Origin of the sequence: Sorangium sp. So ce375, from assembly GCF_051473855.1 — a bacterium.
Taxonomy (GTDB): Bacteria; Myxococcota_A; Polyangia; order Polyangiales; family Polyangiaceae; genus Sorangium.
In genome coordinates this window covers 1,352,089-1,378,830 of the sequence record NZ_CP150335.1, presented here as the reverse complement: position 1 = coordinate 1,378,830, position 26,742 = coordinate 1,352,089, and the positions used below count along the sequence as shown (strand labels likewise).

The window sequence follows — 26,742 nt, the reverse complement described above, 5'->3', positions numbered from 1 at the left end:
GGCGCGCGCGTCAATCCTGCCCGCGCGCAGGCGGCGCGGGCGGGCCTGCCCGCGCGCAGGCGGCGCGGGCGGGCCTACCCGCGCGCAGGCGGCGCGGGCGGGCGCGCCTCCGCGGATGGCCTTGCGGGCGGGCACGCCTCCGCGGACGACCGTGCTGGAGGAGGGGCATCGCCTTGCGGACGGGCGCTGGCTGGGCGAGGATCGAGGGGCAGGCGACAGACGAAGCGCGCGCCGTGGACAGGGGCCGGTGCCCCGCGGCGCGGGCCTCCGCCGCGCCCGTCCTCTGCAGGCGCGAGGGCGAGCGTGCCGCCGTGCCGCCGGACGATCTCGGTCGAGATCGACAGCCCGAGGCCCGTCCCCTGCCCTCGCGGCTTCGTTGTGAAGAACGGATCGAAGATGCGCTGCGCGAGCTCCGGCGGCACGCCAGGCCCGCTGTCCGCGATCGCGACGGCCGCCATGTCCTCGTCGATCCAGGTCTCGACGCAGATCGCCGGCTCGCCGGGCGGGCGCGGCGCCGCGCCGCCTCCGCCGGCCCCCTGCCCTGCACCCCCGCTGGCCCCCTCCCCCGCCGGCGCGGCGGGAGCCGGCGGCGCGTCGCTCGCCGCCTCGAGCGCCTGGATGGCGTTGACGAGGAGGTTCATGAACACCTGGTTGATCTCGCCGCTCCGGCAGGTGATGGGCGGCAGCTCGCCGTAGCGCCGGATCACCTCGATGCGCGCCTGCCGGAGCCGCGGGCCGAGCAGGAGCAGCGTCTCCTCGAGCCCCGCGTGCAGATCGACCGGCAGCGGCTCACCCGAGACGCGCGAGAAGCTCTTCAGGTTCGTGACGATGCGGACGCTGCGCTCGACCGCGCGGTGGACGAGGGTCGAGATGCCGACGAGGTCGTCGAGCGCCGCCTCGGTCTGGAGCCTCTCGCGGAGCGCCTCGAGCGCGCGGCGGCGGTCATCCGGGAGCTCTCGCTCTGCCTCGCGGTAGGCGTCGAGGACGGCGCGGAGCTCCGCGGCGCGCTCCTCGATCGGCTGGGCGGCGCCGGCGATGGCGTTCAGGGGGTTATAGATCTCGTGAGCCACGCCCGCGACGAGCTCGCCGATGGAGGCGAGCCGCTCGCCCTGGATCAGCGCGGCCTGCGTCCGCTTCAGCTCGGACAGCGCGCGCGTGAGCTCCGCGGTGCGCGCGGCCACGTTCTCCTCGAGGCCGGCGCGCTCGGCCTCGAGCTCGGCGATCGTCCGAGACAGCGCCTGCCGCATGCGCTCGACGCTCTCTCCGAGGCCCACGACCTCCTTCGGCCCGGACAGCCGCGGCACGGCGGCGTCGAGCTCACCGCGCGCGACCTCGTCGGCGGCGCGGGCGAGCTGCGCCATGGGCCGGGAGAGCTCCCGCGCCGCCCGCGCGACGACGCCGAGGGCGGCGAGGACGAGGAGGGACAGCGAGCCGAAGAGCGCGGAGATGGCGTTGAAGTCCTCGTCGAAGGACGAGCCGGTCGCGAGCGCGCGGTAGAGGCCGATGGAAGAGAAGAGCGAGAGGAGCCCGGTGAACAGGAGGGGCAGCCCGAAGTCACGGAGCATGCGCCGCCGGAGGGGCATCGGGGGCGCGCCGCCGCGCTCGGGCGCGCCCGTCCAGGCGCGCAGGAGGTCGACCGCGCGCGTGACAGAGTCCTTGTGCCAGGCGCGCTGGTAGAACGAGACGCCGAAGGCGAAGAGGGCGCCGAAGCCGAGCTGCATGAGCGCGTCGGCGACGCTGGAGGTGGCGCCGACGCGCACGTAGGCCATGCCGATCGCGGTGCACCCGAGCCACAGCGCGAAGTTCAGGGAGGCGAGCACGTCGGGGAGCCGCTCGGCGCGGGCGAGGCCGCGGCCGAGCAGCGCGCGGTCGCCGGAGGGGCCGGCCGCGAGGGCGGCCACGATCGCGCGCGTGGCGGGGCGCACGGCGAGGGTGAAGCCGAGGGTGCCGGAGAGGGCGAGGAGGGGGACGACCTCGAACCAGGCCTGGAACACGACCTGGCTCTGCGTGCGGAGGAACGCGACGCAGAAGAGCAGCATGACGTGCCCGCCGACGATGCCCGCGGTCGCCGCCGACTCCGCGAGCCTCGGCCGGAGCGCCGCGGCGAGGGCGCGCGCCGAGGCGGCGTCTCCGGCGCCGCCCTCGACGGCGCCTTCGCGGAGCAGGCCGCGGTAGATCGCGCGGCGCATGCCGCCGGCCATGATGCCGAAGGCGACCGCGGTCACGAGCAGGCCGAGCCACGACGGCGGCGTCGCGTGGCCTATCCCGAGCGGTCCTGGCCAGGAGGGGGGCGCGGCGGGGGCGCCCCGGAAGGCGAGCGGCGAGACAGCGAGCGGCCACGAGAGCGTGCGGATCGCCGCGGCGACGGCGAAGCCGCGGTCGCCGCGGCGGGTGAGCGCGCCCGAGAGCGCGGCCGAGACGGCCAGCGAGGCGAGAAGGAGGATCGCCGGCCACGGCGTGGTGAGGGCGGCGGGGACGACGGCAGAGAGGAACAGGAGCGCCGAGAACAGCTCCCAGCCGGTCGCGACGAGCTCCGCGCGGACGCGCGGGGCGCGGGGCGCGGCGGGCGGGGGCGGCGGCGGCGTGGTCACGGCGCGGGCGGCATGGAAGCGCAGGGCGCGCGCCATCGCAACGGCGCGCCTCCCGGCGACAGAGCTCCAGCAGCGGAGCGCCCCTCGCGGCGGCGCGCTCCGCCGCGCGTCAGCGGCCGGGCAGGCGCACGCCCGGGAGGACGGTGCGGCGCTCGACGACCTCCTCGAGCGCGTCCGCGTCGATCAGGAGGTGCGCCCGCAGGCTGTCCTCGATCGCCGAGAACACCTTGCCCTGGTAACGGATCTCGCCGCCGGGCCCGGCCGCGAGCCAGTAGTTGCCGCCAGGGCCGCTCCCCTCATCGGACGCACCCGGGCTGGCGAGGAGCGGCTCCGCGTTGCCGGGGAACGGATCGGGCGGGGTCGCGAAGCCCGGGAACGACGGCGCGGCAGCGGAGGGCTCCGGGCCTGCGGAGAACGTGAGCGACGCGCCGGGCTCGAAGCTCACCGACAGGGCGCCGCCTCGAGCGGCGACCACGACGCCCGGCGTGCGCTCCTCGACGACGACCTCTTCGATGACTTTCCCGGAGACGAGCAGGAGCTTGTGGCTGCTGGTCACCTGCGAGCTCTCGGCCGTGAGCTCGCGGCGCAGCGCGATCTGGTGCGAGACGTAGAACTGGAGGTTCTTCACGTCGCTGTCGCTCAGATCGTGCTGCACCCGGAGCTCGTGGGTGAACGGGACGAGGCGGGGGCCGCAGCCCAGGAGGAGGAGCGCGAGGAGCGCCAGGAGGAGGAGGACGGCGCGCGCCGTGGACGGAGGACGACACGCCACCGCGTGGGTCGGGAGGACAGAGAACCGCATGGGAGCCCTCGTTGAAGAGGCCTCGGCGAGATGGCCGCGGCGCACCTCTTCGCAACGGGGCGGCCGAGGGCAGCTTACAGCGAACGACGAACCTCTCGTCGCGAGGGTGCCTGGCGACACCATGGCGGGGTCGTCGCCGCCTCGGGCGAGCGCGTGGCGGAATGAGGCGCTCAGCCGGCTTCGGGACGTCCGGCGGGACGTTCGGCGATGCTCGCCAGGTGCCGTTTCAGCACGTCCGCGCGGATCGGCTTGACCAGGTGCACGTCGAACCCGGCTTCCTGGGTCTTGCGGCGGTCCGCTTCCTGGCCATAACCGGTCATCGCGAACAGCGACAGAGCCGCGAGGCCCGGCGTGCGACGCAGCGCGCGCGCGACGTCATAGCCCGTCATGCCCGGCATGCCGATATCGAGCAGCACGACGTCCGGCAGGAGCCGCGCCGCGAGATCGACCGCTGAAGCACCGTCGAACACGGCGTGCACCTCGTTGCCCATGCGCTTCAGCAGCAGCGCCATGCTCTCGGCCGAGTCCCGGTTATCGTCGACGACGAGGACGCGCAGCTTGCGCCCGGCTTGCGCCGCGGGCGCGCCCACCGTCGATGTCGCGACAGGGCGTGTCAGCCGCGGCAATCGTACGATGAACTCGCTGCCGCCGCCGGGGCCCTCGCTGAGCGCCTGGACCGTCCCGCCGTGCAGCTCGACCAGCCGACGCACGATCGTGAGGCCGATGCCCAGCCCGCCCTCGGCGCGATCGAGGCTGCGATCGCCCTGCGTGAACAGGTCGAACACGTGCGGCAGCAGCTCGGGCGATATACCCACGCCATTGTCGCGGATACGCAGCGTCGCCTGCGCGTCGTCCGCCTCCAGGGTGATCCGGATCGAGCCGCGGGGCGGCGTATACTTCGCCGCGTTGTGCAGCAGGTTGTTCACCACCTGCGTGAGCCGCGCCAGGTCCCCCTGGACGATGGCGACCGGCTCGACGGGCAGCTGCACCTCCAGGGCCTGCTCACGCGCGTCGATCCAGGTCCGGGCCGCTTCCACCGCGCGCGTCACGACGTCGGCGAGATCGATGCGCTTGGACTCCAGGGCGATCTTGCCGCGCGTGATGCGGCTCACGTCGAGCAGGTCGTCGACGAGCCGCACGAGCTGGTCGACTTGCCGTTCCATCAGGCCGGCCGCCCAGACGATCTGGGCGTTGTCCTTTCCTTCCAGCTTGAGGACGCTGGTCGCGTTGGAGAGCGGCGCCAGCGGATTGCGCAGCTCGTGCGCCAGCATCGCCACGAACTCCTCCATCTGGCGCGCGTTCGACTCCATCTGCTCCAGGCGCTTGCGCTCGGTCAGGTCGCGCGTGATCTTGGAGAAGCCGCGCAGCTCGCCGCTCGGGCCGTGGATGGGTGTGATGACGACGCTCGCCCAGAACCTCGATCCGTCCTTGCGCACGCGCCAGCCTTCGTCCTCGAAGTGGCCTTCGCGCCGCGCGCGGGCGAGCGCCGTCTCTGGCAAGCCGCGCTCGATCGCCTCGGCCGGATGGAAGCGCGAGAAGTGCGTGCCGATCACCTCTTGCGCGGAGTACCCTTTGATCTGCTCCGCGCCGGCGTTCCACGTGGCCACGCGGCCCTCGGGGTCCAGCATGCAGATGGCGTAATCCTTCACGCCGTCGACCAGCAGGCGGAAGCGCTCCTCACTCTCCCGCAGCAGCTCTTCCTGGCGCTTGCGCTCGGTCAGGTCGCGCGTGATCTTGGAGAAGCCGCGCAGCTCGCCGTCGGGGCCGTGGATGGCCGTGATGATGACGTTCGCCCAGAACATCGAGCCGTCTTTGCGCACGCGCCAGCCTTCGTCTTCGAAGCGACCTAGGCGCCGTGCTTCGGCGAGCTCTGTCTGTGGCCAGCTGCGCGCGATCGCCTCGGCCGGATAGAAGCGCGAGAAGTGCGAGCCGATCACCTCTTGTGCGGAGTATCCTTTGATCTGCTGCGCGCCGGCGTTCCACGTGGTCACCCGGCCCTCGGGGTCCAGCATGAAGATGGCATAGTCCCTCACGCCTTCGACCAGCATGCGGAAGAGTACGTCGGCGCCGAGCCCCGTCGGATCCATGCGGCACAGCCTACAACATGGTACCACGTTTGCCACGGCGTGATGCTCCGTTCTCGCCCTGCTCTCCGCGTCCGCGAGCGGTCATCGCGGCGGCCCCAGCAGCGAGTGGCGAGCACAGCAATGGCCACGTGCGCCCGCCCAGCGGGGGCTCGCCCTCGGCGCACGAGTCGGGCGCTGCGGCCGCCTCCACGTCCGTCATTCCCGCCCTCGCCTGCGGCGACGAGGCCGCTCAGCGATCCGGAAGAGGCATGCCCGAAATCGTCGCCAGTGCCCGGACGAGCTTATCGAGGCTGTCTGATCGCTTACGGACGAGGGGAACGTCGATCCTCCGTGTCTCGCTCAGCTGGTGCGTCGTCGGCAGGTAGCCCGGGACGAGCCGTTTGAGCACCTCCTTGGCGCCGCGCTTGCTCTCTGGCCTGGGGGCTCCGGCCCGCTGTAGGGCATCCTCGGAGAAGTTGAGGAGCAGCCACGTCTCGTACTCACAAACAGCCATGACGGCATCGCCAGGCATGAGCCCTTTGACCACGCGCGCTGCGTCGGGGCCCCACGTCGCGGGGCAATCGTCGTCCGCATCGCACAGGACGAGCACTGCGTCCGCCTTCCGGGTCTGCCGCGCGAGCAGGACGGCGCGACGCACGCCATCGGCGTGACAGAGGCGCAGCGGGCTCTTGCGCGTCCCGTCCACCAGCTTGCCACGAGGTTGTCGGATCGGATCCTGATCGACAATCCACGCAATATCTCCGAGATACTGGCGGAGGATCCGCATACAGAGGTTCGGGATGGCCGCGACCTCGCCCTTGCCCTCGACAATGCAGACGAGCCGTCTCATCGGGCTCAGAGCTGGACGCTCGCGGGTTCTTCCCCCTCAATCCGCAACGGCTCGGAGCGCATCAGCTCGGCGACGGAGAATAGGCCTTGTCGAACGACCTCGCGCTGCGCCGACGACAGCGGACCTAGCTGCGTCACGCCGTCACGGTACGAGCACACCAGGATCTCCTCCTCGCGCGCCGCATCTAGCAGATCGGCGCTGTGCGTGGTGATCAGCAGGGAACCCCTGGTCGACGCTTCCTTGAGCACGTCGAAGAGTAGCTGGGCGGCTCCGACGTGGATCGCGACCTCGGGCTCCTCGATGATCAAGAGCTCATCTGCGGTCATCTGCTGGGCCGCAACCAGGATACCGAGCGCACGCAGGGCGCCCTCCGACATCTCGCTCGCCGAGAACCGCGCCACGTGTCCTCCGGGCTGGCGCTGCTCGAACTTGAGGAGCAGGAATCGATCGAACGCCTCCACGGCGATCCGCACGAGCCCCGGGACGATCCGCTGTATGGCGGCGAGGACGCGCGCCTGCCCGTCGGCGCCGAGGCTCCGGAGCGCAACGGCAATATTACCCCCCGATTCGTCCAGGCGTGTGGTCTCCGATGCAACCTGCGGCTGGCGCATCACCTCGGCGTTGAGCCGGATCCGCGTGACGCTCCGCAGCGCTGCGACCCCGGCGACGTCGGCCAGCTGGCGCGCGAACACCATGGCGCTCGCGGTCTCACTGAGCCTGGGAGCGCTCCCGCTCGGGACCACACGCCGTCCCGGCTCGGTCTCCACCTCCAGCTCCAGCCCCTCGGGTGTCCGCTCGATCCAGAGCATCGGGGCGCCTCGGGCGAAGAGTTCGATGGTCTCGCTACGGAACGCCCACCCTCCGTCGGCCTTCGCGCGGATCGTGAACCGATGACGCAGGTAATCCGTCTCCAGCGCCGAGCGCGACGTCGCGGCGCGGATATCGACGACCACCTCGGTCCGCTCGTCCTCCTCCGGTCGCCAGCGCATGATGCCGGTGACGCCCCCGCGCCTCTCGATCGCGGTCGCGGCGTCCGTCGCGACGTCGCGCGCGAACACGATCGCATCGGCGAAATTGGACTTGCCGCTGCCGTTCGGACCGACGAGCACCGTGAAGGGGGCGAGCTCGATGCTCGCCTCAGCGATACTCCGGTAGTTCTTGAGCTCGACGCGCCGCCACGTCTGCGCGGGGGCTTCGTCGATCGGCGGTGCGCCGCTATCCACGTACCGACGGACTGCCAGGCTGAACCCGTTCGTCGCAATCTCGTCAACGTCGACGAGGCGCGCATACCCGGGGACATCGGTGGCCGAGCGGAAGGTCGTCGCGATCTTCGTCACGTCCTCGGGGCCGAGCCGGTTCCGCCTGCGCTCCTCCTGGAACCCTCGTGACGCATCGATGAAGAGCACCTTTCGCTTCCTCGACACCGGCCTGTCGCGGCTCAGTACAAGGAGCGCGGCGGGACTCCTCGTCGCTGGGAGCAGGTTGGCCGGGAGCCCGATAACGGCGTCGAACAGATCGTCCTGAAGCATTCTCTTGCGGATTTCCCCTTCGATTCCTCCGCGAAACAGCACGCCTTCAGGTGCCAGCATCGCCATCCGACCGGAGCGGCGGAGAGTGGTGAACATGTGCTGCAAGAACGCAAATTCACTGCGGTTCCTGGGAGGCACGCCGTATCGAAAACGACCATGGGGATCGCGCTCCGCCGCCTCAAGCCCCCACCATGTGAGACCGAACGGTGGAGTGCAGAGGGCGCGATCGTAGAGCACGAGATGGCCGTTCATCGTGCAGCGCGGGTCGCGGAGCGTGTCGCCCTTTTCAATCCGCGCGCCCGGCAGGCCGTTCAAGAGCATGTTGATCCTGGCGAGCGTCCAGGCCTCGACGCTCTTCTCCTGACCATCGAGATAGATGCCGCGTCTGTCTCCGCCATGACGCTTGACGTATGTCGCGCACGCAACCAGCAAGGTGCCGGAGCCGCACGCCGGATCATGGATACGCATCCCCTCGGAGGGCTCGAGAAGCTCCGCCATCAGTTCGGCGACCGCGATCGTGGGGTGGGACTCACCGCCGCGCTTGCCTTCTCGGATGGCCATCTCCTCGAGAAACAGCATGAAGGCGATCCCTAGGGTATCAGGAGTGGCCAGATCCTCGTCACGGAGCGGCAGCTCCGAGAAGATACGGACGAGCGCGTACATGAGAGGAGCGCGCTCTGCGACGCCCCCGAAGCGTCGCTCGTCTGTGAAATCAACCGAGGAGAGCAGGCCATCGAGGGCGGCGTTGTGCTTCTCGAGCGCCTCACAGGCCAGGTTCAGCGCATGATCGACAAGCATCGGGTCGATCGCATCGATCTGTGCCCATCGCGCCCGAGCCGGCACGGAAATGTCGTATACGGAGGGCTCCGCATCGTTCAGACGTTTCAGAAGGAGAAGGACGGCGATGGTCGTCCGATGCTGACCGCTCGGCCCCGGCGTGTGACGAAGAAGCTTCACAGCCTCGAGGAGGCAGCTCACAATGCGCTCTTTCGTCACCCGATCTTCACGAGCTCCGCTCTCCGGGCCGAGCCTGACGCCTGTAGCCTCCCCTGTCCCCGCGGCACCGCGCGCCGCGCTCTCAGACGAGCGATCCTCGAGCAGGCGCTCGACGAGCATGGCCTTGTCGCGCGCGCGAGCGTCGAGACCGAGCGCGCGGCATAGCTCTTTTAGCTCATCTATGCGCAAAGCGCGCAGCAGCTCGTGGAGCTGCAGCCCCGGCGCCGAGAGCATCGCGTCGATGATCGCCGCCTTCTTCCGCCGGTCGAGCAGGTCCACCCCGAAGCGGTCGGCCAGGGCAGCGAGGTCAGCCCGGGAGAGCTGCAGCAAGACGTCGCGGGGCGTCGGCATGGCTGCGCGAACAATACACGCGCACGCCGCGGGTCGCGAGCCTGCCTCCTGCCACACCGCGAACGACGTCTCTCCGCTCGGTCGCGCACGCCGCGGTCGCGCGTCTTCCCCGCGGTCTCCAGCCCGGCCTTGCCGTCTACTCCCAGTACAGCGTCGCCCGCCCGATCGCCGTGAACGGCCACCCCGGCGAGTAGTGGATCCCGGTGACCGCGGCCGGCTCGTACGGCAGCCGCGACTCGCTCGCGAACTGGACCTCGCGCCACGTCGTGTTGAAGAGGTTCTGGACGTCCACCGCCGCCTCGACGTTCTTCCACCGCAGACCGGCATTGGCGTCGACGACGGTGAACCCCTCCGCCGTGAGCGACTCGTCCTCGGTCGCGGGCCGCGCGCCGATCGCCTTGACGCGCAGCGCCGCGAACGGCGTGAACGCGCCGAACGTCGGGCGCACGCCGACGCCTGCGGTCAGCGTCCGGGTCGGCGCGAGGGCGACCGCGCTCGCGTTGCCGGCGTTCTCGCGGAAGCGCGCGCGGGTGAAGGTCGCGTCGACGTCCGCGAAGAGCCAGCTCCCGATCCGGTAGCGCCCGCCGATCTCGATCCCGTAGCGCCGCGTCTGCCCCGACGCCTCGGTCTCGCCCGCGTCGCCGCTCCAGACCAGCTCCGAGTCCAGGTCGAGCAGGAACCCGGCCGCGTTCAGCGACAGGCCGCGCAAGGGCGCGACCCGCGCGCCGACCTCGTAGCCCGTCGCGGGCGTGATCAGCGTCGCCGCCCCCCCGCCCAGCACCGCGCCCTGCGCGTCGTTCGAGTGGAAGCCCCGCCCGAAGTGGGCGAAGAGATCGAGCCCCTCGACGGGCGACACGATCGCCGAGACCTTCGGGAGCAGCTGCATCTGCCCCCGGGCGCCGCTCGCCTTGTTCCCCGTCGCCGCGAGGTCCTCGCCCGGGTCATCGACGTTGACGTCGATCCACTGCCCGCGCGCCCCGAGCACGACGCGGAGCCAGCGCCGGAGCCGGGCGTCCTGCTCGACATAGACGCCGATCTGGCTCTCGTCGACGTGGGTCCTGCTCTTCTCCTCGATCCGCTCGCGCGCCTCGTCGTGGTGGAGGGACTTGTCGACGGCGTCCGCGCGGATCTGCGCGCCGAGCGAGGTCGTGAACCTCGCCCCGCCGATCTCGTACTGCTTGCGGAACCGGAGATCGGCGCCCCCGACGGTGCGGTCGTCGTTCTGCTCGATCCCATCGCCGTGGACGGGATCCTCGCTGAAGAACGTGAAGTTCGAGTACAGCGTGAATCGATAGCGGACGAGGTAGGCCATCGCGCTCAGGTCGGTGTCCCGCCACGCCGTCGAGTAGGCGACAGACGCCATGTGCCGCGCGGTCGCCCCGCCCTCGGTCGGATCCACGGCGCCGAAATGGTCGATGCACGGCTGTCCGAACGCGGAGGGCGGCGGGTTCAGGCCGCCCTGCTCGCCCTCGCCGCACACGGCGCGCGCAGGGATCTGACCGGAGCCGTGCCAGGTCGATCCGTACGACATCCATGTCATCTGGACCTTCCCCGTGTCGCCGATGTCGTGCGTCGCCCGCAGGTACACGTTGAAGCGCTTGAGCCGCTCCGGGCTCAGGAACGGCCCGTCGTTCCGGTAGATCTCGGCCGCGGCCACCGCGCGCCACGTGTCGCCGAGATCCGGCGACGCGATCACGAGGCCGCGCTGGATGCCGTACTGCCCCAGGCTGACCTGCGCGTAGCTCTCCTCGAGCTTCTCGGCGAAGCGCAGGTTGACGGCGCCCGCCGTGCCGAAATCGCCGATGCTCGCGTAATAAGGCCCCTTGTAGCCGTCGAGCCCTGTCACGATCTCCGGGATCATGAAATAGAGATCGGTGAAGCCGTGACCGTGGCCGTGGCTGACCATGTTGACGGGCACGCCGTCGACGAAGAAGGCGACGTCGGTCCCGTGATCCGCGTCGAATCCGCGGAGGAAGTACTGGTTCGCCTTGCCGCCGCCGGCGTGCTGCACGGCGAAGAGCCCGGGGACCGACTCGAGGATGTCGCCCGGCCGGAGCCTCGGCCTGAGCTCGAGCTCCCGGCGTCCGACGGAGACGCGCGACGCGGCCTCGCTGCCCGGCTTCTCCGCCTGGATCGTGACGTCGATCGCGCCGCCGTCCGCCGGCGCGCCCGCGCTGCCCTCCGGCGCTGCGGCGCTGACCGCGCTGCCCTCCGGCGCGGCGACAGCGCTGCCCTCCGTCGCTGCGGGCGCGCCCGCGCTGCCCTCCGTCGCTGCGGGCGCGCCCGCGCTGCCCTCCGTCGCTGCGGCGACGCGCGGCGCGCCCTCACCGGTGGGCGCTGCAGCGGCGGCCTCCGGCGCGGCCGAGGGAGCCTCGGGGGTGTCTCCCTCGGCGTGCGCGGGCCGCGCGACCGCCAGCACCATGGAGAGCGCGGCAAGCAGATGAAATGGTTGGCGGTGCCCTCGGCTCGTCGTGACCGTCTCGCGCAGCATTCGTGTCCTCCTTCGCCGCAATCGCGCGGAGCGGCTTCGGGCCGCTCGCGTCGAGCTCCGCGAGGACGAAATGGCTGGCCATCGCACGGTGCGCTGGACCGACCTCTCGCCCCCGCGGGCGACCGGAAGGCGACGCGGGGGCGGTTCGGTATCCGGGACGTGCGCAGAGGAGACAGAGCTGCACCGGCTCGGACCTCACCGCCTCCCTCGAGGCTCCCAGGTCGAACCGGCGCCGGATGTCTCCCGTCGCCGGGCGCTGGCAGGTCTTCGGGCTTGCGAGCGCTCCGGCGTTGCCGGCTCCCTACTGTCCACCGCTTCCCGGCCCTCGGAGGGCCAGTGCTTGTAGTGGAGGTCGTTCTCGCTTACCGCTGCGGGGCAGCCCCGGAATTTCACCGGGTTCCCTCTTCAGCCCAGGCGAGCGCCCGGGCACCAGCACGGCGCGCACCCTATTGCGGTGCGCTTCCGGCTGTCAATCGCCACCGCTCACCTCGCCCGCTCGGCACGCCGCGCGCTCCCCGCGCTCCCTACGCCCGCTCGGCGCGCCGCGCGCTCCCTACGCCCGCGCTCGCCCGCGCCACGCGCTCGCCCGCGCCACGCGCACGCCTCGCGCTCTCCACCCGAGCGCCGCACCTGCACGCGCCTCGCGCCCTCCACCGAGCGCGCCCTCTTCGTGCGGCGGCACCGAGCGCCTCCCCGCGCGGCTGCGGTGCAGGCCGAACGTTCGGGCTCTAGTAGGATGGGCTCGCTCCTCCGTGAGTCGCGTGCTACACGGCCGCCGCCGTATATGCCCCGTAACGATCTCCGCAATATCGCCATCGTCGCCCACGTCGACCACGGGAAGACGACACTCGTCGACCACATGCTCCGCCAGTCGGGCGCCTTCCGAGAGAACGAGGTCGTGGCCGAGCGGGTCATGGACTCGAACGACCTCGAGCGGGAGCGCGGCATCACGATCCTCGCGAAGAACACGAGCATCCGGTACCGCGGGGTCAAGATCAACATCGTCGACACGCCCGGCCACTCCGACTTCGGCGGCGAGGTCGAGCGCACGCTCATGATGGCCGACGGGGCGCTGCTCCTCGTCGACGCCGCCGAGGGCCCGCTGCCGCAGACGCGCTTCGTGCTCTCGAAGTGCCTCCAGCGCGGCTTCCCGGTCATCGTGGTCATCAACAAGATCGACCGGAGCGACGCGCGCGCCCACGAGGTGCTCTCCGAGGTGTTCGACCTCTTCTGCGACCTCGAGGCGAGCGACGCGCAGATGGACTTCTCGACGCTCTACGCGATCGCGAAGTTCGGCCAGGCGAAGCGCGAGCTCGAGCACGAGGCGAAGGACCTCGAGCCGCTCTTCGAGACCATCCTCGATCGGGTCCCCGGCCCCTCCGGCGACCCCGACGGTCCGCTCCAGGTCATCGTCTGCAACACGACGCACGACGAGTACGTGGGCCGGCTCGCGGTCGGCCGCGTGGTCCGCGGCACCGCCCGGTCCGGCGCCGACGTCGCGCTCCTCGCCGAGGGCGGCCAGTCGCGCGGCTACGTGAAGATGCTCTACGCCTACGAGGGGCTGAAGCGCGTCGCGGTCGAGAGCGCCGTCGCGGGCGAGGTGATCGCGATCGCCGGGCTCGACGCGGTCACGATCGGCGACACGATCACGGATCCGGCACACCCCGAGGCGCTGCCGCGCATCGTGGTCGAGGAGCCCACGATCAAGATGAAGATCGGCGTGAACACGTCGACCTTCGCCGGCAAGTGCAAGCAGTCGAAGTTCCTGACGAGCCGTCATCTGAAGGAGCGGCTCGAGCGCGAGGCGATGAAGAACCTCGCGATCCGGGTGGAGCCGACCGATGTGCCCGACACGTTCGTGGTGCTCGGCCGCGGCGAGCTCCAGCTCGCCATCCTTGTCGAGACGATGCGGCGCGAGGGGTACGAGATGCAGCTCTCGAACCCCGAGGTGGTGACGCGCGAGATCGACGGCGAGGTGATGGAGCCGCTCGAGCTCGTCGTCGTGGACGTGCCGGACACCTACGTCGGCATCGTGACCGAGCGCCTCAGCAGCAGGCGCGGCCGGATGGTGAAGATGACGAACCCCGGCTTCGGCCGCGCCCGCCTCGAGTTCCGGGTGCCGTCGCGCGGGCTCATCGGCTTCCGCGGCGAGTTCCTGACGGCGACGCGCGGGACGGGCCTGCTCAACACGATGTTCGACGGCTGGGCGCCCTGGGGCGGCCCGATGATGCGCCGCCCGACCGGCGCCATCGTCGCCGATCGCGTCGGCGTGGCGACCCCGTACGCGCTGCACCACCTCCAGCCGCGCGGCATGTTCTTCATCGTCCCCGGCGTCGAGGTCTACGAGGGGATGATCATCGGCGAGCACAACCGGCCGAACGACACCGACGTCAACGTGATCAAGGAGAAGAAGCTGTCGAACGTGCGCAACCACGGCAAGGACGAGAACGTCCTCCTGGCCAGCCCGCGGCTCCTCACGATCGAGACGGCGATGGAGTGGATCGACGGCGACGAGCTCGTCGAGGTCACGCCCGAGGCGGTGCGCGTCCGCAAGAAGGTGCTCGCGTGCAACCGCCGGGAGCGCCGCGAGGACGCGATCGAGCAATCGCAGGCGGTGGAGTGAGCGGCGCGGGGCGCGCGGGACGTGCGACGCGCGCCCCTGCCCTGCCCGCCGCGGTATAGGATCCCCGGATGAGAACGGCGCTGCGTTCGGCTCTCCTGGCTTCGTTCGTCGCGCTCGCGGGGGCGAGCGCTTGCGGCGGGGCGGTCGTCGTCGACGGGCTCCCCGGGGGCTCCGAAAGTACCGGGGACGCCGGCGCGACCGGAGGGCCGCAGTCGTCGAGCTCCGGCGGGCCCTCGCGCGACGAGCAGAGGGCCTCGTGTGATCAGTTCTGCTCGCTCTTCGACGGCGTCACGTGCCCGGAGCTCCGGTGTCGCGCGCGCTGCGCCGACCTGCTCTCCGAGCAGCGCCCCTGCAACGCGCTGACCGCTCCTTTCTTCGACTGCGCCGGCGAGACCATCGCCTCGGTGGACCAGATCCCCTGCTCGTTCCTCGCGCCGTCGATCGCGTCGCTCTTCGATTGCCTGAGCGGGCGTGATCCGGAGTGCACGACCGATTTCCTGCCGCAGACGTGCGATCCTCAGTACGAGGAGCTCAGCGCGTGTCTGCTCGATCAAGGCCGGTAGCGGGGGCGCCCGTCGCCTGACGCGCGCGGCCGCGCGCCGGGGTCGAGGGCGCTCCGGAGCGGCCCGAGGGCGTCGGCGACGAACGCGACGAGCGCCTTCACGCGCGGCACCCCGCGCGTATCGCGGTGCACCCCCAGCCACAGCTTGCGCGCTGGCGGCGGCGAGGGCGGCGAGAGCAGGCGGAGGCCGGCGGTCGCGTCGCCCAGGTAGCGGGGCAGGCAGACGAGCCCGACGCCGGCCGCCCCCATCGTCGCCTGGGGCTCGCGGCCGTTGGTGCGGGCGGCGACGCGGGCCTTCGCGGCGACGGCGCGCACCCACGACAGGTCGGCGATCGCCGGCGGATCGTCGTTCATGGTGACGAGGGCGTGGCCCTCGCACTGCCGGCCCCAGTCCGGCGGGCCGTGCTCGGCGAGGTACGCCTCCGACGCGTAGAGGCCGAACCCGATCCGCGCGACCTCGCGCTGGAAGACGTCCTGGTGCTCGAACGCGGCGGGGCGAAGGGCGATGTCCGCTTCCCGCCGCGGCAGGCTCAGCCACCGCGCGTCCGCGATGAGATCGACGGAGATGGCGGGGTGACGCGCGAGGAACGGGACGAGCAGCGGCCCGAGGACGCGCGTGGCGAGCCACTCGGACGCGGTGATGCGGAGGTGGCCTCGCAGGCCCGCGTCGCGTCCGGCGGCGGCGCGCTCGGCGGCGAGCGCGTCCTGCTCCATGCGCTCGGCGTGCCCGAGCACGCTCTCGCCTGCGGCGGAGAGCGCGAACCCCGACGGCGAGCGCTCGAAGAGCCTCGCCCCGAGCCGCCGCTCGAACGCCGCGACGCGCCGCCCCACCGTCGGCTGGGTGACCTTCAGCGCGCGCGCGGCGGCGGAGAGGTTGCCGTGCCGCGCGACGGCGAGGAAGTAGCGCAGATCGTCCCAGTCGAGCATGGCTCCGGGGCGCGGGGCGCTGCTGCCGTGGAGCGCTCCGCGCCATGCAAAGGTGCATGGCGAGTCTACGTCGATGGCGGATCCCCGGGCAACGGCGGACCGCGCATGCTCTCCCGCATCAATCGCGCTCTCGCGCGCTCGCGCTCTCGCAAGTCGCGTGTTTCGCGTCGGATGATCTGATGGAGGCCGGCATGCTGACGAATCGTCGTGAGTTTCTCCACCGCGTGACCGGGACGGCCGCGGCGGGCTTCCTGGGCTCGGCCCCGACCGGGGCCGCCTCCTGCGCCGCGCAGCGCGGCCCGGCGCCGCCGCGGCCGGCGGCGGGGTCGAAGATCAGGGCGGTCGCCTTCGACGCCTTTCCGATCTTCGATCCGCGGCCGATCGCGGCGCTCGCGGAGGAGCTCTGTCCGGGCAAGGGGGCGCTGCTGATCGAGGCGTGGCGCGCCCGGCAATTCGAGTACACGTGGCTCCGGGTCGCGGCCCGTGAATACGCCGACTTCTGGCAGGTGACGTCGGACGCGCTGCTGTTCGCCGAGCGCGCGCTGGCGCTCGATCTCGGGGAGGAGAAGCGGGCGCGGCTCCTCGACGCGTATCTCGATCTCCGGGCGTGGCCTGACGTGCTGCCGGCGCTCGGGGCGCTGAGGGGCTCGGGGATCCGGCTCTCGTTCCTGTCGAACTTCACGCCGAGGATGCTCGGGGCCGCGATCGAGAGCTCCGGCCTGGGGGGCCTGTTCGAGCACGTGCTCAGCACGGACCAGGCGAGGACATACAAGCCGGATCCTCGCGCGTACCGGATGGCGCTCGACGCGTTCGGCCTCACGCGCGAGGAGATCGTGTTCGTCGCGTTCGCCGGCTGGGACGCCGCGGGGGCCCGGTGGTTCGGCTATCCCACGTTCTGGGTCAACCGCCTGGGCCTGCCAGCCGAGGAGCTGGGCGTGAGCGCCGACGCGACGGGAGCGAGCCTCTCGGATCTGGTGGAGTTCGTGAAGGAGAGGGCGTGACCGGTGGGGCCATGCACGCCTCTGAAAATGCGCCGTTGACTCGATAGCTCAGTCACGCGCCGAAGGCTCGTCGATCACTTCGAAACGACCTTCGTGCACGTCGCGCCGAAGTCGACATAGCCGACCGGGCAGCTCCCCCAGCACACGGGGCCCGCGCCGCTGTAGCCGGAGGCGCAGGTCGGGTAGCAAAGACCCGCGTCGTACTGCTGGCCCGCGCCGCAGCTCGTCGGCACGGAGCCGGCGCCGCGCCCGTAGGAGCTCTTGGCGAAGATGTGGGCGTCGATACGGCACGTGCAGCCGTCGTTGGTGTACCCCGACGGGCAGGTCGAGCAGCCCTTGGCGAAGGTCAGGCCGCAGGCGTCATACCAGGGGCACGCGGAGTTGTTGGCGTTGATGATCTTCGCGTCGCGCCGGCACGTGAGGCCGTCGTCCGTGTACCCGGACGGGCAGCTCTGCCAGCACACCGGGCCGACCCCGTAGTAGCCCGACGCGCAGAGCGGATAGCAGAGCCCCGCATCGTACTGCTGGCCCGCGCCGCAGAGCGTCGGCGCCGAGCCGACGCCGCGCCCGTAGCTCGGCTTGCTCAGCGTGGAGGAGCACGTCGCGCCGTCGTCGCTGAAGCCGGGCGGGCAGGCCGGCACCGCGGCGGGCGCCGGGACGGCAGCGTTCAGCACGTGGAGGCGCGACTGGAACTCGACGAGGCTGTGGATCGTGCCGGGGTTCGCCTCCAGCACCTGGATCATCGCGCTGTCGCCCACGACATCGGAGAGATCGAGCAGCGCGTTGGCGATGAGCTTCTCGTTCCAGTCCCGGTACTGGCTCGACGGGCACGCGGCCCCGCCGCCGCAGAGGCGGCCGCGGGAGCCAGCGCGGGCTTGCTCCCAGTAGTTCGCGAAGCCCTCGTTGAAGGCGTACCCCTGGTTGGCGATCTCGGTGCCGTCGTGAGAGCGCCCATAGACGTAGGCCACGTCGTCACCATTCCAGTGGTTCAGATCCCCGTCGGCGACGTGCCGCACGCTGTGCCCGAACTCGTGGGTGATGAGCCTCCGGCGCTCCGCGGCCGTGCTCCCCCAGGTGCTCGTGAGGAAGTCCGTGCGAATGTTGATGTAGTCGTAGAACGTGAAGGGCGTTCCCACGTAGACGCCGCTCCAGCGCAGCATGCGCAGCGCGTGCGCGGGCGGCTGAGCGCCGCGGACAGCGTGGAAGTCGCGCAGGGTGTCGACGCCGAGCCGCCACAGCTCGCAGTCGACGCCGCTCAGCGTGACCACGTCGACGTCGAGATCGCCGCTCGAACGCGGGCTGCCGGCGACATCGATCCCCTGGCCGCGCGGGGCGTGCAGGTCGTCCATGATCGTGAGCGGCGTCGTCACGCCGCTCGAGCTCACGACGCCGTCATACGTCACGTCGAGGTGCACGCTCGCGCTTGCGGTGGCCGAGATGGGGATCCTGAAATCGCCGTTCGCGTCCGTCACCCCGCTCCCGAGGCCGGGAATGCTGAGCGGCACGAACGCGAGCGCGTTCGTGATGGTCCCCGCGCCGTCCGGCGCGGCGCACTGCAGGCGCCCGATGACGGACGCGGACGCCGGGACGCAGTGGAGGCTCGTCACCTCTGCGGCGCAGAGCGAGTCCCACTGGTTGGTACAGCAGTACGGGTCCGCCGCGCAAACGCAGCTCTGGACGGCCGCGTCGTTGCAGCCGGCGAACGGGTGTGGGTTCACGCAGTCGTTCGCCTTGAGCTCGCCGTCGGCCTCCGCCGTCGATTCATCCACGGCCTGAAGCTCGCCTGGATCGCCGGACGGCTCGAAGCCCTCATGATCGCCGGAAGGCTCTGCGCCCTCGGGGACGGCGCACGCGGCAAGCGCCCCCGCGGCGAAGAACAGCACGGCGGACGCAGAAACCCCCGTCACCCTGACGTTTCGTGTCGATGACATGCCCCTCTCCTTGATGTGGGCTGAACAGCTCGCTCTCGTTCAGCCACCCCAGGTACGCGGGCCGCGCTCGGTCGTTTCGGTCCACGGTCCAGTTTCGTCGCGGCTCGCCAGCGCCGACGACCGGAGCGGTTCACCTGCCCCCAGGGCTCCCTGGAGAGGCCGCACCGGGAGCTGCGGAGCTTCGGGGAGCCGCGGGGGATGCGACTCCATGTGCCGGCGGATGGCAGTGCGGACGCTCGCGTGATGGGGTGATGGCGCGCCCGGCGCGCAGGTCCCGGTCACGAGGACCGCTCGGCGCCCAGCACGCCTCACGGCGGCGAGATCACGGCGCCGCGCATCGCGCGCATCGAGTCGCGGGCGAACCGCCCCTGGACCAGGCGCGCATAGGGATAACCGAGCCGGGCGAGGGGGTGGTTCGGCCGCGAGACGGCGAAGATGTCGTAGGCGACCTCGCCGGAATGCTCGTCGTGCTCGACGAGGAAGCGCTCCTCGCCGCGCTCGCCGTGCTCCTCGAGCGTCCCGTACGCGAAGCCGAACCGGCGCACAGGGCCGGCCGTCTCATCGACGGTGTAGACGATCCGGCACGCGTTGAGCCAGTGAATCCCGAGCACGCGGACGAGGATCACCACGGTGACGCCGGCCTGGAGGGGAGCGTCGGGATAACAGAGCTCAACCCAGCCGAGACGGAACTGTGCCCAGCGCCGCATCGCCGCGACGGCGCGGCCGAAGAGCTCGGCGCCCTGGCCGAGCACCGCGCGGTGGTGGTCGACGTTGAAGCCGATAGGCGGCCGCGGGCGGCCATCGCCGGCGCCGGTGCAGCCGACCTCCGCGTACGAGAGCGGCCGGCCCGCCTGGCGAGCAAGGAAGGCGCGGATCGCGGCATCCGAGGGGCGGGCGCGGGAGAGCACGGGGGCAGGATAGCCGACCGCGAGCCGCGAGAGCGCGTGCAGCGACGATCACGCGGCGCGAGGTGCCTGTCAGAATCTCGGTTCGAGATCCGTCGGCCCGTCTCGGAGTGAGCGAGCTTCGCGGTGTCGCCGCCTCACTCGCGGATTCGCGTCGTCGTGTTGTAGCCGCCCGGCGCGAGGGGCGACAGCCTCTCCAGCCAGATCTGCTCGAGCAACGTGAGCTCGTCCGCCAGGGAGAACCCCGGCTCGTCCTTCTGCTTCACGATCTCGAGCACCTCGAACGTGAAGGCGTCGGCGCCGTGCTGCTTCCAGTCCTGCTGGAGCTCCTGGTTCGAGTGGCCGCCGATGGACAGCATGAAACGGTGCTTGTTGAGCGGCCCGTGCAGGTTGGTGCTGCTGCCGAGCAGCACCTTGCCGTTCACCTTGTTCTTGACCTGGAAGATGCCCGCCTGCTTCGGTGTCTCGAGGTACTTCCGCTTCAGCTCCTTGCGCGTTTCCATCGTGTTCACTCCCGCTTTCTTCGTCCCCGCCTCGGGCGTCTCGACCCCTGCCCCGGGCGCCCGGGTCCCGGCCTCGAGCAGCTCATAAAACTGGCCGTCACGCGCCATGTAACCCTCGTCCACGAGCATGCGCCGGATCGTGCAGTGGTCTGGATACAGGGTCTGGATGATCTCGTTCACCTCGCGCTCCCGGTAGCGCCGGCCCGCCTGGAACTTGCCCAGGAACTGCTCGAGCACGATGCGCCGCTTGCGCCACTGCTTCGGCAGCTGGACCAGCGCGCCGCCGCGGAAGAAGCTGCGCATCACCTGGCCCCGGGAGCGCTCCGCGCGCCGCCGCTCGGGGCCGCTCTCGGCCGACGGCAGCGCGACGAGCTCCTTCAGCGTGAGGCGGAGCAGATCGTCGCGCAGCGCATAGACGAGGTAGTACTGCGTCTTGCGCTTCGTCACGAGCCCGGCCTCGTCGAGCTTGCGCAGGTGGAAGGAGACGGTGGACGGCGCGCGCCCCAGCCGCTCGGCGAGCTCCTCGGCGCAGTGCGGCCGCTCGATCAGGGCGTTCACCACCTGCAGCCGTGACGCGTCGGCCAGCGCCTTGAGCACGCCGATCCGCGCCTCGAGGCCCAGGGCCAGCGCCGGAGGATCTGGTTCGACAACCATCGAAACAAATGTAGCGGGCGCGCCGCGGCCGTCAATCTGATTCGACGGACGTCGAACCAGATCTGCCGGCGCGCGCCACGTCGCCTCCGGCGCGAGGCGCGGGGCGCGGGGCGCGGGGCGCGTCGGGACACCTCGATCAGAGGCGGCGGGACGTCAGGCGCGGAGCCAGGGGCGCAAGCCGAGGCCGTTCCAGCGAGAGGCCCAGCCGACGTCGAACACCTCGGGACACGCCTCGATCCACGAGCGAATGTCCCATAGGTAGCGGCGCTCCTTCAGGGCGGTGCGGAAGCGGTCGACGTCGATTCGATACCAGCTCAGGTAGTCCTGGTTGCTCCACAGACCGACCATATAACCGTCGTTCCAGCGGACGCACGCGCCGTGGATCTCGTACTGATGGAGCTCCAGGAGCGCCTCGTTGACCTCCGTCTCGATCGCGTCCGGGTGCGGTAAAAAGACCGGCGCGGGGAGCCGCGCGATATCGGCTCGAGCAGCCAGGCCCAGCGGGCAGCCAGCGACCGTGACGCGCTCGAGCGCCGGGAGGTGATCCAGGAGCGGGCCGAGCTCGGTCAGGTCGCACGCGGTGAGATGGAGATCCGTGAGGTGGGTCAGCAAGGACAGGCCCGACCAATCGGCGATCCGGCAATGCGTGGCGAAGAGGCGACGAAGCGTGGGAACGGCCGACAAGGCCTCGAGATCGGGGAGCTCGCAGGAATCGAGCGCGAGGTTCTCGAGCCGACGAAGCGGCTTCAGGTCATCGAGCTGGGTCGCCTCCTCGTAGAGGAGCGAGCGGATGCGGTCTGGATGGGTGAGCCGGCGGCGCGGCAAGCGGACGTCGCTCGAGAGGACAACGTCCGCGCGGACACACAGAGCGTCGAGGAGCGCACCGAGCGGCACCCCCGTACCGAGGCTCTGCCCCGGATCGTCGTGCAAAAGGAAGTACACCGTGGGGTTCGACGGGTTCGGATCATCGAGGCGGAGAACCGCCCAGTCATCGTTCGGCGTCGCGATGCCCACGAGCGGCGCGGGCCCGTCGGCGTGACGGATCGGCTCGTCGGGCGCCCACACGCCGGCGAACTCCACGCGGCGCAGCCACTGCTCGTCGGAGACCGGGCCTGTCGCGCTGGGATCGAGGGAGAACGCGATCCCCTCGGGCCACTCGATGGCCGCAAACTGACGCAGCGGCTCCGGCACAGGCAAGCCCAGGAGCTCGCGCGGCTGCTCATCCCAGCTCGTGGGCGCGGCGAGCCCGAGACCCGAAAGGCCGCGCAACACCTCAGACGAGAGTGCCATCGTTTTCCTCCGTCAGCGCCCGCCCGGGCAAGGCAGGGCCCGACTGTACACGCGCATCAGCCGCTGAGCACGCCAGCTCGGCGACCAGCGCTCGATGACCCAGGTCGAGCGCCCCCAGCCCGCGAAGGTGCCCGTATTTGCGATCCCACGCCCCCGACGCGAGGTCCGCCCTCAAACGCGCGAGCCCTTCCGCAAGACTGCCCTCCTCCACGAGCGCAAAGTTCGAGATGTTGCGCCGGACCTCGCCATCCAGGTACATCTCCGGCCGCCCCCAGTACGCGACGAACAAACCGTCGGCGCAATCGCGAGGCAGCTGGAAAGGCCGCGCCACGACGGACGGGAGCTCTTCTCTTATCGCGTCGACGATGGCGGAGCTCCTTCGCGACGGGTCGAGGGAAGGAAGGTAATCCTCGGTCAGCCAGAAAGGGCTACCGCTCGCCGGGTCACGCAGGAAGATGACGATTCGCGTGCGCGCGACCCTGCGGAGCTCGCGCAAGCCTGCCCGCAGATCGGTCCAGTGGTGCAGCGTGTTGACGGCCATCGCGGCGTCGAAGCTGCGGTCGGGAACGGGCAGGTCCTCGGCCCTGGCCTGGACGGCAGGCGCCGAGCCGTGCGGCCTTTGCGCGATCATCGTCGCCGAGGGCTCGACCGCGAGCACCTCTCGGTCGGCCGGCTCGTAGGCGCCGGTGCCCGCGCCCACGTTGATCACCGATCGCGCGTCGCCAAGGGCGTCCCTGATCAGCGCCTCGATGCGGGGATCCGTCCTCCGCGTCGCGGAGTAGCCTGTGCCGATACGATCGTAGAGCGTGCTCATGAGCTTCGGTCCTCTCACGCGAGCTGACGGGGCGAGCTGGTCACGGGACCAGACTAGCGCCTCCCCTCGCTCCCTCGCGCGCCCGCGCTATCCTTCCGCTCGCCCGGCGAGCGCGGCCTCCCGGTGGGTGTGACCGCGCCCCAGGGTGAAGGGGCACCGCTCGCCCGCAGCCCGCGGGCGGCCTGACCGCCCTCCCGTCGATGCACCAGGACCTCCTCGATCTCCTCCTCGCCCTCGACCGCGTGCCGCAGGATCCGCGCTGGCACCCCGAGGGCGACGCGCTCTTCCATTCTCTGCAGGTCTTCGACCTGGCCCGCCGCGAGACCGCGGATCGCTCGCTCTGGGCCGCGGCCCTGCTCCACGACGTCGGCAAGGCGTTCGCCTCGGCCGACCACGCCGAGGAAGGCGCCGACGTGCTCGCGGAGCTCGTGTGCCCGCGGATCGTCTGGCTCGTGCGGCACCACCTTCACCTGCTGCGCGCGCCCGGCGCGACGAAGCGGCGCCTGCGGCGCACGAAGGCGCTCGCGGACCTCGCGCGGCTCCGCCGCTGGGACGTCGGCGGCCGCTCGCCGGCGGCGACCGTGCTCCGCCCCGAGGCCGCCGTGGAGCTCCTGCTCGACGGCGCGGACTGGACCCTCCTCTCGATCGGCGGCGAGCCCGCCCCTGCCCATGACCTGCGAAAGGAGCCGCTCGCCTGAGCGCAAGATCCGACGGGAGGTCCTCTGCGACGACGTCGACCGCTGGGGCGACGATCGCCGGCTCTGGGGCGGCGAGGCCGAGCCGCCCGGGCGAGAGCGGCTCTGCGCCGCGGTGCGGGACGCGGTCGAGACCGCGCTGACGGCGAAGCAGCGGGAGGTCGTCGAGGCCTATTTCTTCGACGGCCTGTCGCAGGGCGAGATCGCGCGCCGCCTCGGCGTGGCGCAGCAGGTGGTGCAGAAGCGGCTGTTCGGGGCGGCGCGGGGCGGCCGGGTGGTCGGCGGCGCGATGCTCCGGCTGCGGCAGGCCCTCGCGCCGGCGGTCGCCGCGGCCCCGGCAATGCGCGCGGCGCGGGTGATCCGATGAGCGCCGAGCGCTTCGGCGGGCTGCGGGCCCGCATCGCCGCGGAGGCCGCGCGCCTCATGTACGAGGAAGGCGTGGACCAGTACTTCACCGCCAAGCGCATGGCGGCGAAGCGGATCCTCGGCCGGGTGGAGGGGCGGCGAGCGCGCTACCGGCCCGCGGATCTGCCCTCCAACGGGGAGATCCGCGAGGCGCTTCTCGCCTTCGCCGAGCGCGCCGAGGGGAGCCAGCGGACGCGCCGGCTCTTCGCGCTGCGCATCGTGGCGCTGGAGGCCATGCGCGCGCTCGCGCCGTTCTCGCCGCGGCTCATCGGCTCGGTCTCCACCGGCCATATCCGCCGCGGGAGCGACGTCGATCTGCACGTGTTCCCGGCCGACGAAGAGGCGCTGGAGCGGCACGTGCGGGCGCTCGGCTGGACCTTCGACCGGGAGCGCGTGACCATCCAGAAGGGCGGAGAGCTCCGGGAGTACGTCCACTACCACGTGGCGGACGCGGCGCCCCTCGAGCTCACGGTGTACGCCCCGCGCGACCTGAGGACGCGGCCCCGCAGCAGCACCGATGGGAAGCCGATCGTGCGCCTGGGCGTCGCCGCGCTCTCGGCGCTCTGCGCCCGGGATCACCCCAATGCGTGGGAGCGTTACGTGGAGACCGGCGAGGTGGAGGGCATGGACGCGCTGCTCGAGGCGGACGAGGACGAGCCGCTCCCCGGGCCGTTCGATGGGCTGCTCGGCGACACCGGCGGCGCCGGAGAGGAAGGCGACGAGCCGGCCTGCGCCGAGCCCGGCGAGGAGGACGACCCCGACCAGGACTACGATCCGCTGCCGGGATTCGAGGGCGCAGCCTGAGGCCCCTTGGCGCCATGACGGTCGCTCTCCTGAGCCAGGGCAGCTGCCGGGTCCTTCTGGCTGCATCGCGCGCGGAGGTCGCGACGGCGATGGGAAGCGCCTTTATCGAAGAGCTCGCGACGTTCCGAGAGCGAGCGGCGGATGGGCCGGCGCGCCTGCGCTCCTGCGACGACACGGGATATCTCAGCTCGCCAAGCGATGTCCGACACCGATGGATCCAACGGACGACTCGCCGGCTCCGGAGCGTGCGTTCGTCGCCGGGCTCTCCCTCTTTCACCGGCGCTGAGAGCGCCGAGAAACGTCATCGGTGGGCGATCGGGCGAACGTCGAACGATGCCGCGTCGTCGCATGGCAGGCTTGACCCTCGCAATGCCCCGGTGCTCTCATGGCGCGGTGAAACCGGAGGCCTCGCCCACTCCCAGCGCGCTCGCGGCGCCTCCCGGAACGGCAGCGGCGGGGGTCGTGTGGCGCGCGCGGGGCCGGCTCAATCTCACGGTGGTCGCCAAGGCGACCTTCGCCTTCGTCGACGGCGCAAAGATGATCCCCGTCGAGCCGCAGGGGATCGTCGACGCCGACATCCACCATCACAACAACCCGGGCCGCAGCGTCCGGCTGACCAGCGACCTCGCGCCCTACCTCGCGCGCATCGACGTGCTCTTCACGGGCCACGCGCACGCGCCGCCGGGCCCGCCTGCAGCGCCCTTCTCCGTGCGCCTCGCGCTCTTCGCCGGCGAGCGCCCGATCCTCGACAAGGCGCTCTCGATCGAGCCTGCCGGCGCGGAGAAGGCGATTCCCCTCGTCTACGAGCGCGCATTCGGGGGGATCGGCGTGGCCGACAACCCGTTCGGCACCGGCCGCCCGAGCGTCCTGGACCCCGCGCGGCGTGACCGCGCGGCGAGCTTCGCGCCGATCGGGAGCGTGTGGCCGGCGCGCAGCCGGCTGCTCGGGCGTACGGCCCGCAAGGCGCTCGAGGGGCCCATCCTCGAGATCCCCGACGATTTCGACTGGAGCTATTTCCAGGCGGCCCCTCCCGATCAGCGCGTCGAAGCCCTGGTCGGCGACGAGTGGCTCGTGCTCGCGGGGCTCCACCCGACGCTCGCGGTGCTGCGGACGCGCCTCCCCGGGGCGCGCGCCCTCGCGCGCGTCCATGGGCTCTCCGCGCTCGGCGTCAGGGAGGGGCAGCCGCTCGATCTCGTGCTCGACACGCTGCACATCGACGGCGACCGACAGTCGTGCTCGCTGGTCTGGCGACGCAGCTTCCCGCTCGCGGGTGAAGCAGCGCTCGCGGCGGTGCGTGTCGTCGTCGGCGTCGAGGTGCCGGGCGCCCCGCACGCGTGGCTGGCTCCCGCCGAGATCGCGATGGCCGCCCCGCACGCCGTCGCGACGCCCGATCTGACCGGGGTGACGCACGAGCTGACCGGTAAAGCCGTCGAGGCGCACGATCGGCGCGGCGCCGATCGGCGCCTCGATGCGACCGTCGCGCAGACGGAGCGAGCCCCCGTCGGGTCGGCGGCCCCGCTCCCGTTCCGCCCGGGTGCCGCGCCGGCGCCAGGCCCGCAGGCGCCACGCCCACCGAAGCGGAGTTCCGTCGCAGAGACCCTGGATGTCTCCCCTGCGGCGCAGGATCACACCATCGAGCAGGCCCTTCTCCCGTTTCGACGGGCCGGGCTTTCTCACGCGCCGCCGGCCGCAGCGCCTGCGCCGTCTGCCGTGGCTGCGACTCCATCGCCCGCCGCGGCTCCCGCGCCGCCGCCCGCCGCGGCTCCCGCGCCGCCCGCCGCGGCTCCCGCGCCGCCCGCCGTGGCTCCCGCGCCGCGAGCGCCGTGGCGCGGCGCCGCGGGCGACGTCGCGCTCGAGCCCGCGCCGCCTCGCAAGGCCCCGAAGCAGCAGAAGCTCGACATCCAGCAGGTCATCTACGGGTCCAGCAAGGGGCGGCCCTAGGTGGCGGTCCTTCA

At 71.6% G+C, this 26,742-nt stretch carries 19 protein-coding genes and 1 riboswitch; of the genes, 7 read left to right on the top strand and 12 right to left on the bottom strand.

Features of this window, described 5'->3' with window-relative positions:
- Positions 1-74 precede the first annotated feature (74 nt).
- The 6 genes from WME90_RS05280 to WME90_RS05255 form a co-directional block, all read right to left on the bottom strand.
- A complete protein-coding gene (locus tag WME90_RS05280) occupies positions 75-2,627 on the bottom strand; it encodes an ATP-binding protein (protein ID WP_437279971.1) in 2,553 nt (850 codons plus the stop codon).
- Positions 2,628-2,700: 73 nt separating this feature from the next.
- Positions 2,701-3,390: a DNA-directed RNA polymerase gene (locus WME90_RS05275; RefSeq protein ID WP_437279970.1), complete on the bottom strand. Its 690-nt coding sequence runs from the start codon at positions 3,388-3,390 to the stop codon at positions 2,701-2,703.
- Positions 3,391-3,560: 170 nt separating this feature from the next.
- A complete protein-coding gene (locus WME90_RS05270) occupies positions 3,561-5,477 on the bottom strand; it encodes a hybrid sensor histidine kinase/response regulator (protein WP_437279969.1) in 1,917 nt (638 codons plus the stop codon).
- A 229-nt stretch (positions 5,478-5,706) separates the two neighbouring features.
- Entirely contained in the window at positions 5,707-6,306 is a 600-nt protein-coding gene (locus WME90_RS05265; RefSeq protein WP_437279968.1) for a hypothetical protein, read from the bottom strand.
- A gap of 5 nt (positions 6,307-6,311) precedes the next feature.
- Positions 6,312-9,182: an N-6 DNA methylase gene (locus tag WME90_RS05260; protein WP_437279967.1), complete on the bottom strand. Its 2,871-nt coding sequence runs from the start codon at positions 9,180-9,182 to the stop codon at positions 6,312-6,314.
- Positions 9,183-9,318: 136 nt separating this feature from the next.
- On the bottom strand, positions 9,319-11,673 hold the full coding sequence (locus WME90_RS05255; protein WP_437279966.1) for a TonB-dependent receptor domain-containing protein: 2,355 nt from the start codon (positions 11,671-11,673) through the stop codon (positions 9,319-9,321).
- A gap of 241 nt (positions 11,674-11,914) precedes the next feature.
- Positions 11,915-12,122: riboswitch (cobalamin riboswitch) on the bottom strand.
- A gap of 287 nt (positions 12,123-12,409) precedes the next feature.
- Here WME90_RS05255 and typA point away from each other — a divergent pair.
- Together typA and WME90_RS05245 are read left to right on the top strand one after the other, a co-directional pair.
- Positions 12,410-14,296 (top strand): translational GTPase TypA, encoded by a 1,887-nt coding sequence (typA, locus tag WME90_RS05250; RefSeq protein ID WP_437279965.1) that lies wholly within the window; start codon positions 12,410-12,412, stop codon positions 14,294-14,296.
- Between the two features lie 68 nt (positions 14,297-14,364).
- Entirely contained in the window at positions 14,365-14,859 is a 495-nt protein-coding gene (locus tag WME90_RS05245) for a hypothetical protein (protein WP_437279964.1), read from the top strand.
- Here WME90_RS05245 and WME90_RS05240 read toward each other — a convergent pair.
- Complete coding sequence (locus WME90_RS05240) at positions 14,847-15,785, bottom strand: LysR family transcriptional regulator (RefSeq protein WP_437279963.1); 939 nt, start codon at positions 15,783-15,785, stop codon at positions 14,847-14,849. The genes WME90_RS05245 and WME90_RS05240 overlap by 13 nt on opposite strands.
- A gap of 191 nt (positions 15,786-15,976) precedes the next feature.
- On the opposite strand from WME90_RS05240, the gene WME90_RS05235 reads away from it, so the two are divergent.
- Complete coding sequence (locus WME90_RS05235; RefSeq protein WP_437279962.1) at positions 15,977-16,786, top strand: haloacid dehalogenase type II; 810 nt, start codon at positions 15,977-15,979, stop codon at positions 16,784-16,786.
- 74 nt (positions 16,787-16,860) lie between these two features.
- Here the strand turns inward: WME90_RS05235 and WME90_RS05230 are convergent, their stop codons facing one another.
- From WME90_RS05230 to WME90_RS05210, 5 genes are all read right to left on the bottom strand, one after another.
- Positions 16,861-18,717 (bottom strand): hypothetical protein, encoded by a 1,857-nt coding sequence (locus WME90_RS05230; protein WP_437279961.1) that lies wholly within the window; start codon positions 18,715-18,717, stop codon positions 16,861-16,863.
- Between the two features lie 308 nt (positions 18,718-19,025).
- Positions 19,026-19,625: a DUF1990 family protein gene (locus tag WME90_RS05225; protein WP_437279960.1), complete on the bottom strand. Its 600-nt coding sequence runs from the start codon at positions 19,623-19,625 to the stop codon at positions 19,026-19,028.
- Between the two features lie 134 nt (positions 19,626-19,759).
- Complete coding sequence (locus tag WME90_RS05220) at positions 19,760-20,779, bottom strand: metalloregulator ArsR/SmtB family transcription factor (protein WP_437279959.1); 1,020 nt, start codon at positions 20,777-20,779, stop codon at positions 19,760-19,762.
- A 153-nt stretch (positions 20,780-20,932) separates the two neighbouring features.
- The gene (locus WME90_RS05215) at positions 20,933-22,069 is read right to left on the bottom strand and encodes a hypothetical protein (protein WP_437279958.1); all 1,137 of its coding nucleotides are present in this window, start codon (positions 22,067-22,069) and stop codon (positions 20,933-20,935) included.
- Positions 22,053-22,883 carry a class I SAM-dependent methyltransferase gene (locus tag WME90_RS05210; protein WP_437279957.1) on the bottom strand — a complete coding sequence of 277 codons (831 nt, stop codon included), beginning with the start codon at positions 22,881-22,883 and terminating at the stop codon, positions 22,053-22,055. The genes WME90_RS05215 and WME90_RS05210 overlap by 17 nt, the downstream gene beginning before the upstream one ends.
- Positions 22,884-23,083: 200 nt before the next feature.
- Between WME90_RS05210 and WME90_RS05205 the strand changes: the two genes are divergently transcribed.
- The 4 genes from WME90_RS05205 to WME90_RS05190 all read left to right on the top strand — a co-directional run bounded on the left by WME90_RS05205 (position 23,084) and on the right by WME90_RS05190 (position 26,728).
- Positions 23,084-23,581, top strand: a complete 498-nt coding sequence (locus WME90_RS05205; RefSeq protein WP_437279956.1) for an HD domain-containing protein — start codon at positions 23,084-23,086, stop codon at positions 23,579-23,581.
- Positions 23,553-23,945: a sigma factor-like helix-turn-helix DNA-binding protein gene (locus WME90_RS05200; protein ID WP_437279955.1), complete on the top strand. Its 393-nt coding sequence runs from the start codon at positions 23,553-23,555 to the stop codon at positions 23,943-23,945. The genes WME90_RS05205 and WME90_RS05200 overlap by 29 nt, the downstream gene beginning before the upstream one ends.
- Positions 23,942-24,787: a nucleotide-binding enzyme gene (locus WME90_RS05195; protein ID WP_437279954.1), complete on the top strand. Its 846-nt coding sequence runs from the start codon at positions 23,942-23,944 to the stop codon at positions 24,785-24,787. Before WME90_RS05200 ends, WME90_RS05195 begins: the two co-directional genes overlap by 4 nt.
- A 393-nt stretch (positions 24,788-25,180) precedes the next feature.
- Positions 25,181-26,728 (top strand): DUF2169 family type VI secretion system accessory protein, encoded by a 1,548-nt coding sequence (locus WME90_RS05190; protein WP_437279953.1) that lies wholly within the window; start codon positions 25,181-25,183, stop codon positions 26,726-26,728.
- Positions 26,729-26,742 lie beyond the last annotated feature (14 nt).

Coding starts and splice junctions, on each gene's coding strand:
- WME90_RS05255 (WP_437279966.1), bottom strand. CDS start 11,673: ATGCTGCGCGAGACGGTCACGACGAGCCGAGGGCACCGCCAACCATTT.
- typA (WP_437279965.1), top strand. CDS start 12,410: ATGGGCTCGCTCCTCCGTGAGTCGCGTGCTACACGGCCGCCGCCGTAT.
- WME90_RS05195 (WP_437279954.1), top strand. CDS start 23,942: ATGAGCGCCGAGCGCTTCGGCGGGCTGCGGGCCCGCATCGCCGCGGAG.
- WME90_RS05205 (WP_437279956.1), top strand. CDS start 23,084: ATGCACCAGGACCTCCTCGATCTCCTCCTCGCCCTCGACCGCGTGCCG.
- WME90_RS05280 (WP_437279971.1), bottom strand. CDS start 2,627: ATGGCGCGCGCCCTGCGCTTCCATGCCGCCCGCGCCGTGACCACGCCG.
- WME90_RS05220 (WP_437279959.1), bottom strand. CDS start 20,779: ATGGTTGTCGAACCAGATCCTCCGGCGCTGGCCCTGGGCCTCGAGGCG.
- WME90_RS05275 (WP_437279970.1), bottom strand. CDS start 3,390: ATGCGGTTCTCTGTCCTCCCGACCCACGCGGTGGCGTGTCGTCCTCCG.
- WME90_RS05215 (WP_437279958.1), bottom strand. CDS start 22,069: ATGGCACTCTCGTCTGAGGTGTTGCGCGGCCTTTCGGGTCTCGGGCTC.
- WME90_RS05245 (WP_437279964.1), top strand. CDS start 14,365: ATGAGAACGGCGCTGCGTTCGGCTCTCCTGGCTTCGTTCGTCGCGCTC.
- WME90_RS05210 (WP_437279957.1), bottom strand. CDS start 22,883: ATGAGCACGCTCTACGATCGTATCGGCACAGGCTACTCCGCGACGCGG.
- WME90_RS05270 (WP_437279969.1), bottom strand. CDS start 5,477: ATGGATCCGACGGGGCTCGGCGCCGACGTACTCTTCCGCATGCTGGTC.
- WME90_RS05235 (WP_437279962.1), top strand. CDS start 15,977: ATGCTGACGAATCGTCGTGAGTTTCTCCACCGCGTGACCGGGACGGCC.
- WME90_RS05200 (WP_437279955.1), top strand. CDS start 23,553: ATGACCTGCGAAAGGAGCCGCTCGCCTGAGCGCAAGATCCGACGGGAG.
- WME90_RS05265 (WP_437279968.1), bottom strand. CDS start 6,306: ATGAGACGGCTCGTCTGCATTGTCGAGGGCAAGGGCGAGGTCGCGGCC.
- WME90_RS05230 (WP_437279961.1), bottom strand. CDS start 18,717: ATGTCATCGACACGAAACGTCAGGGTGACGGGGGTTTCTGCGTCCGCC.
- WME90_RS05240 (WP_437279963.1), bottom strand. CDS start 15,785: ATGCTCGACTGGGACGATCTGCGCTACTTCCTCGCCGTCGCGCGGCAC.
- WME90_RS05260 (WP_437279967.1), bottom strand. CDS start 9,182: ATGCCGACGCCCCGCGACGTCTTGCTGCAGCTCTCCCGGGCTGACCTC.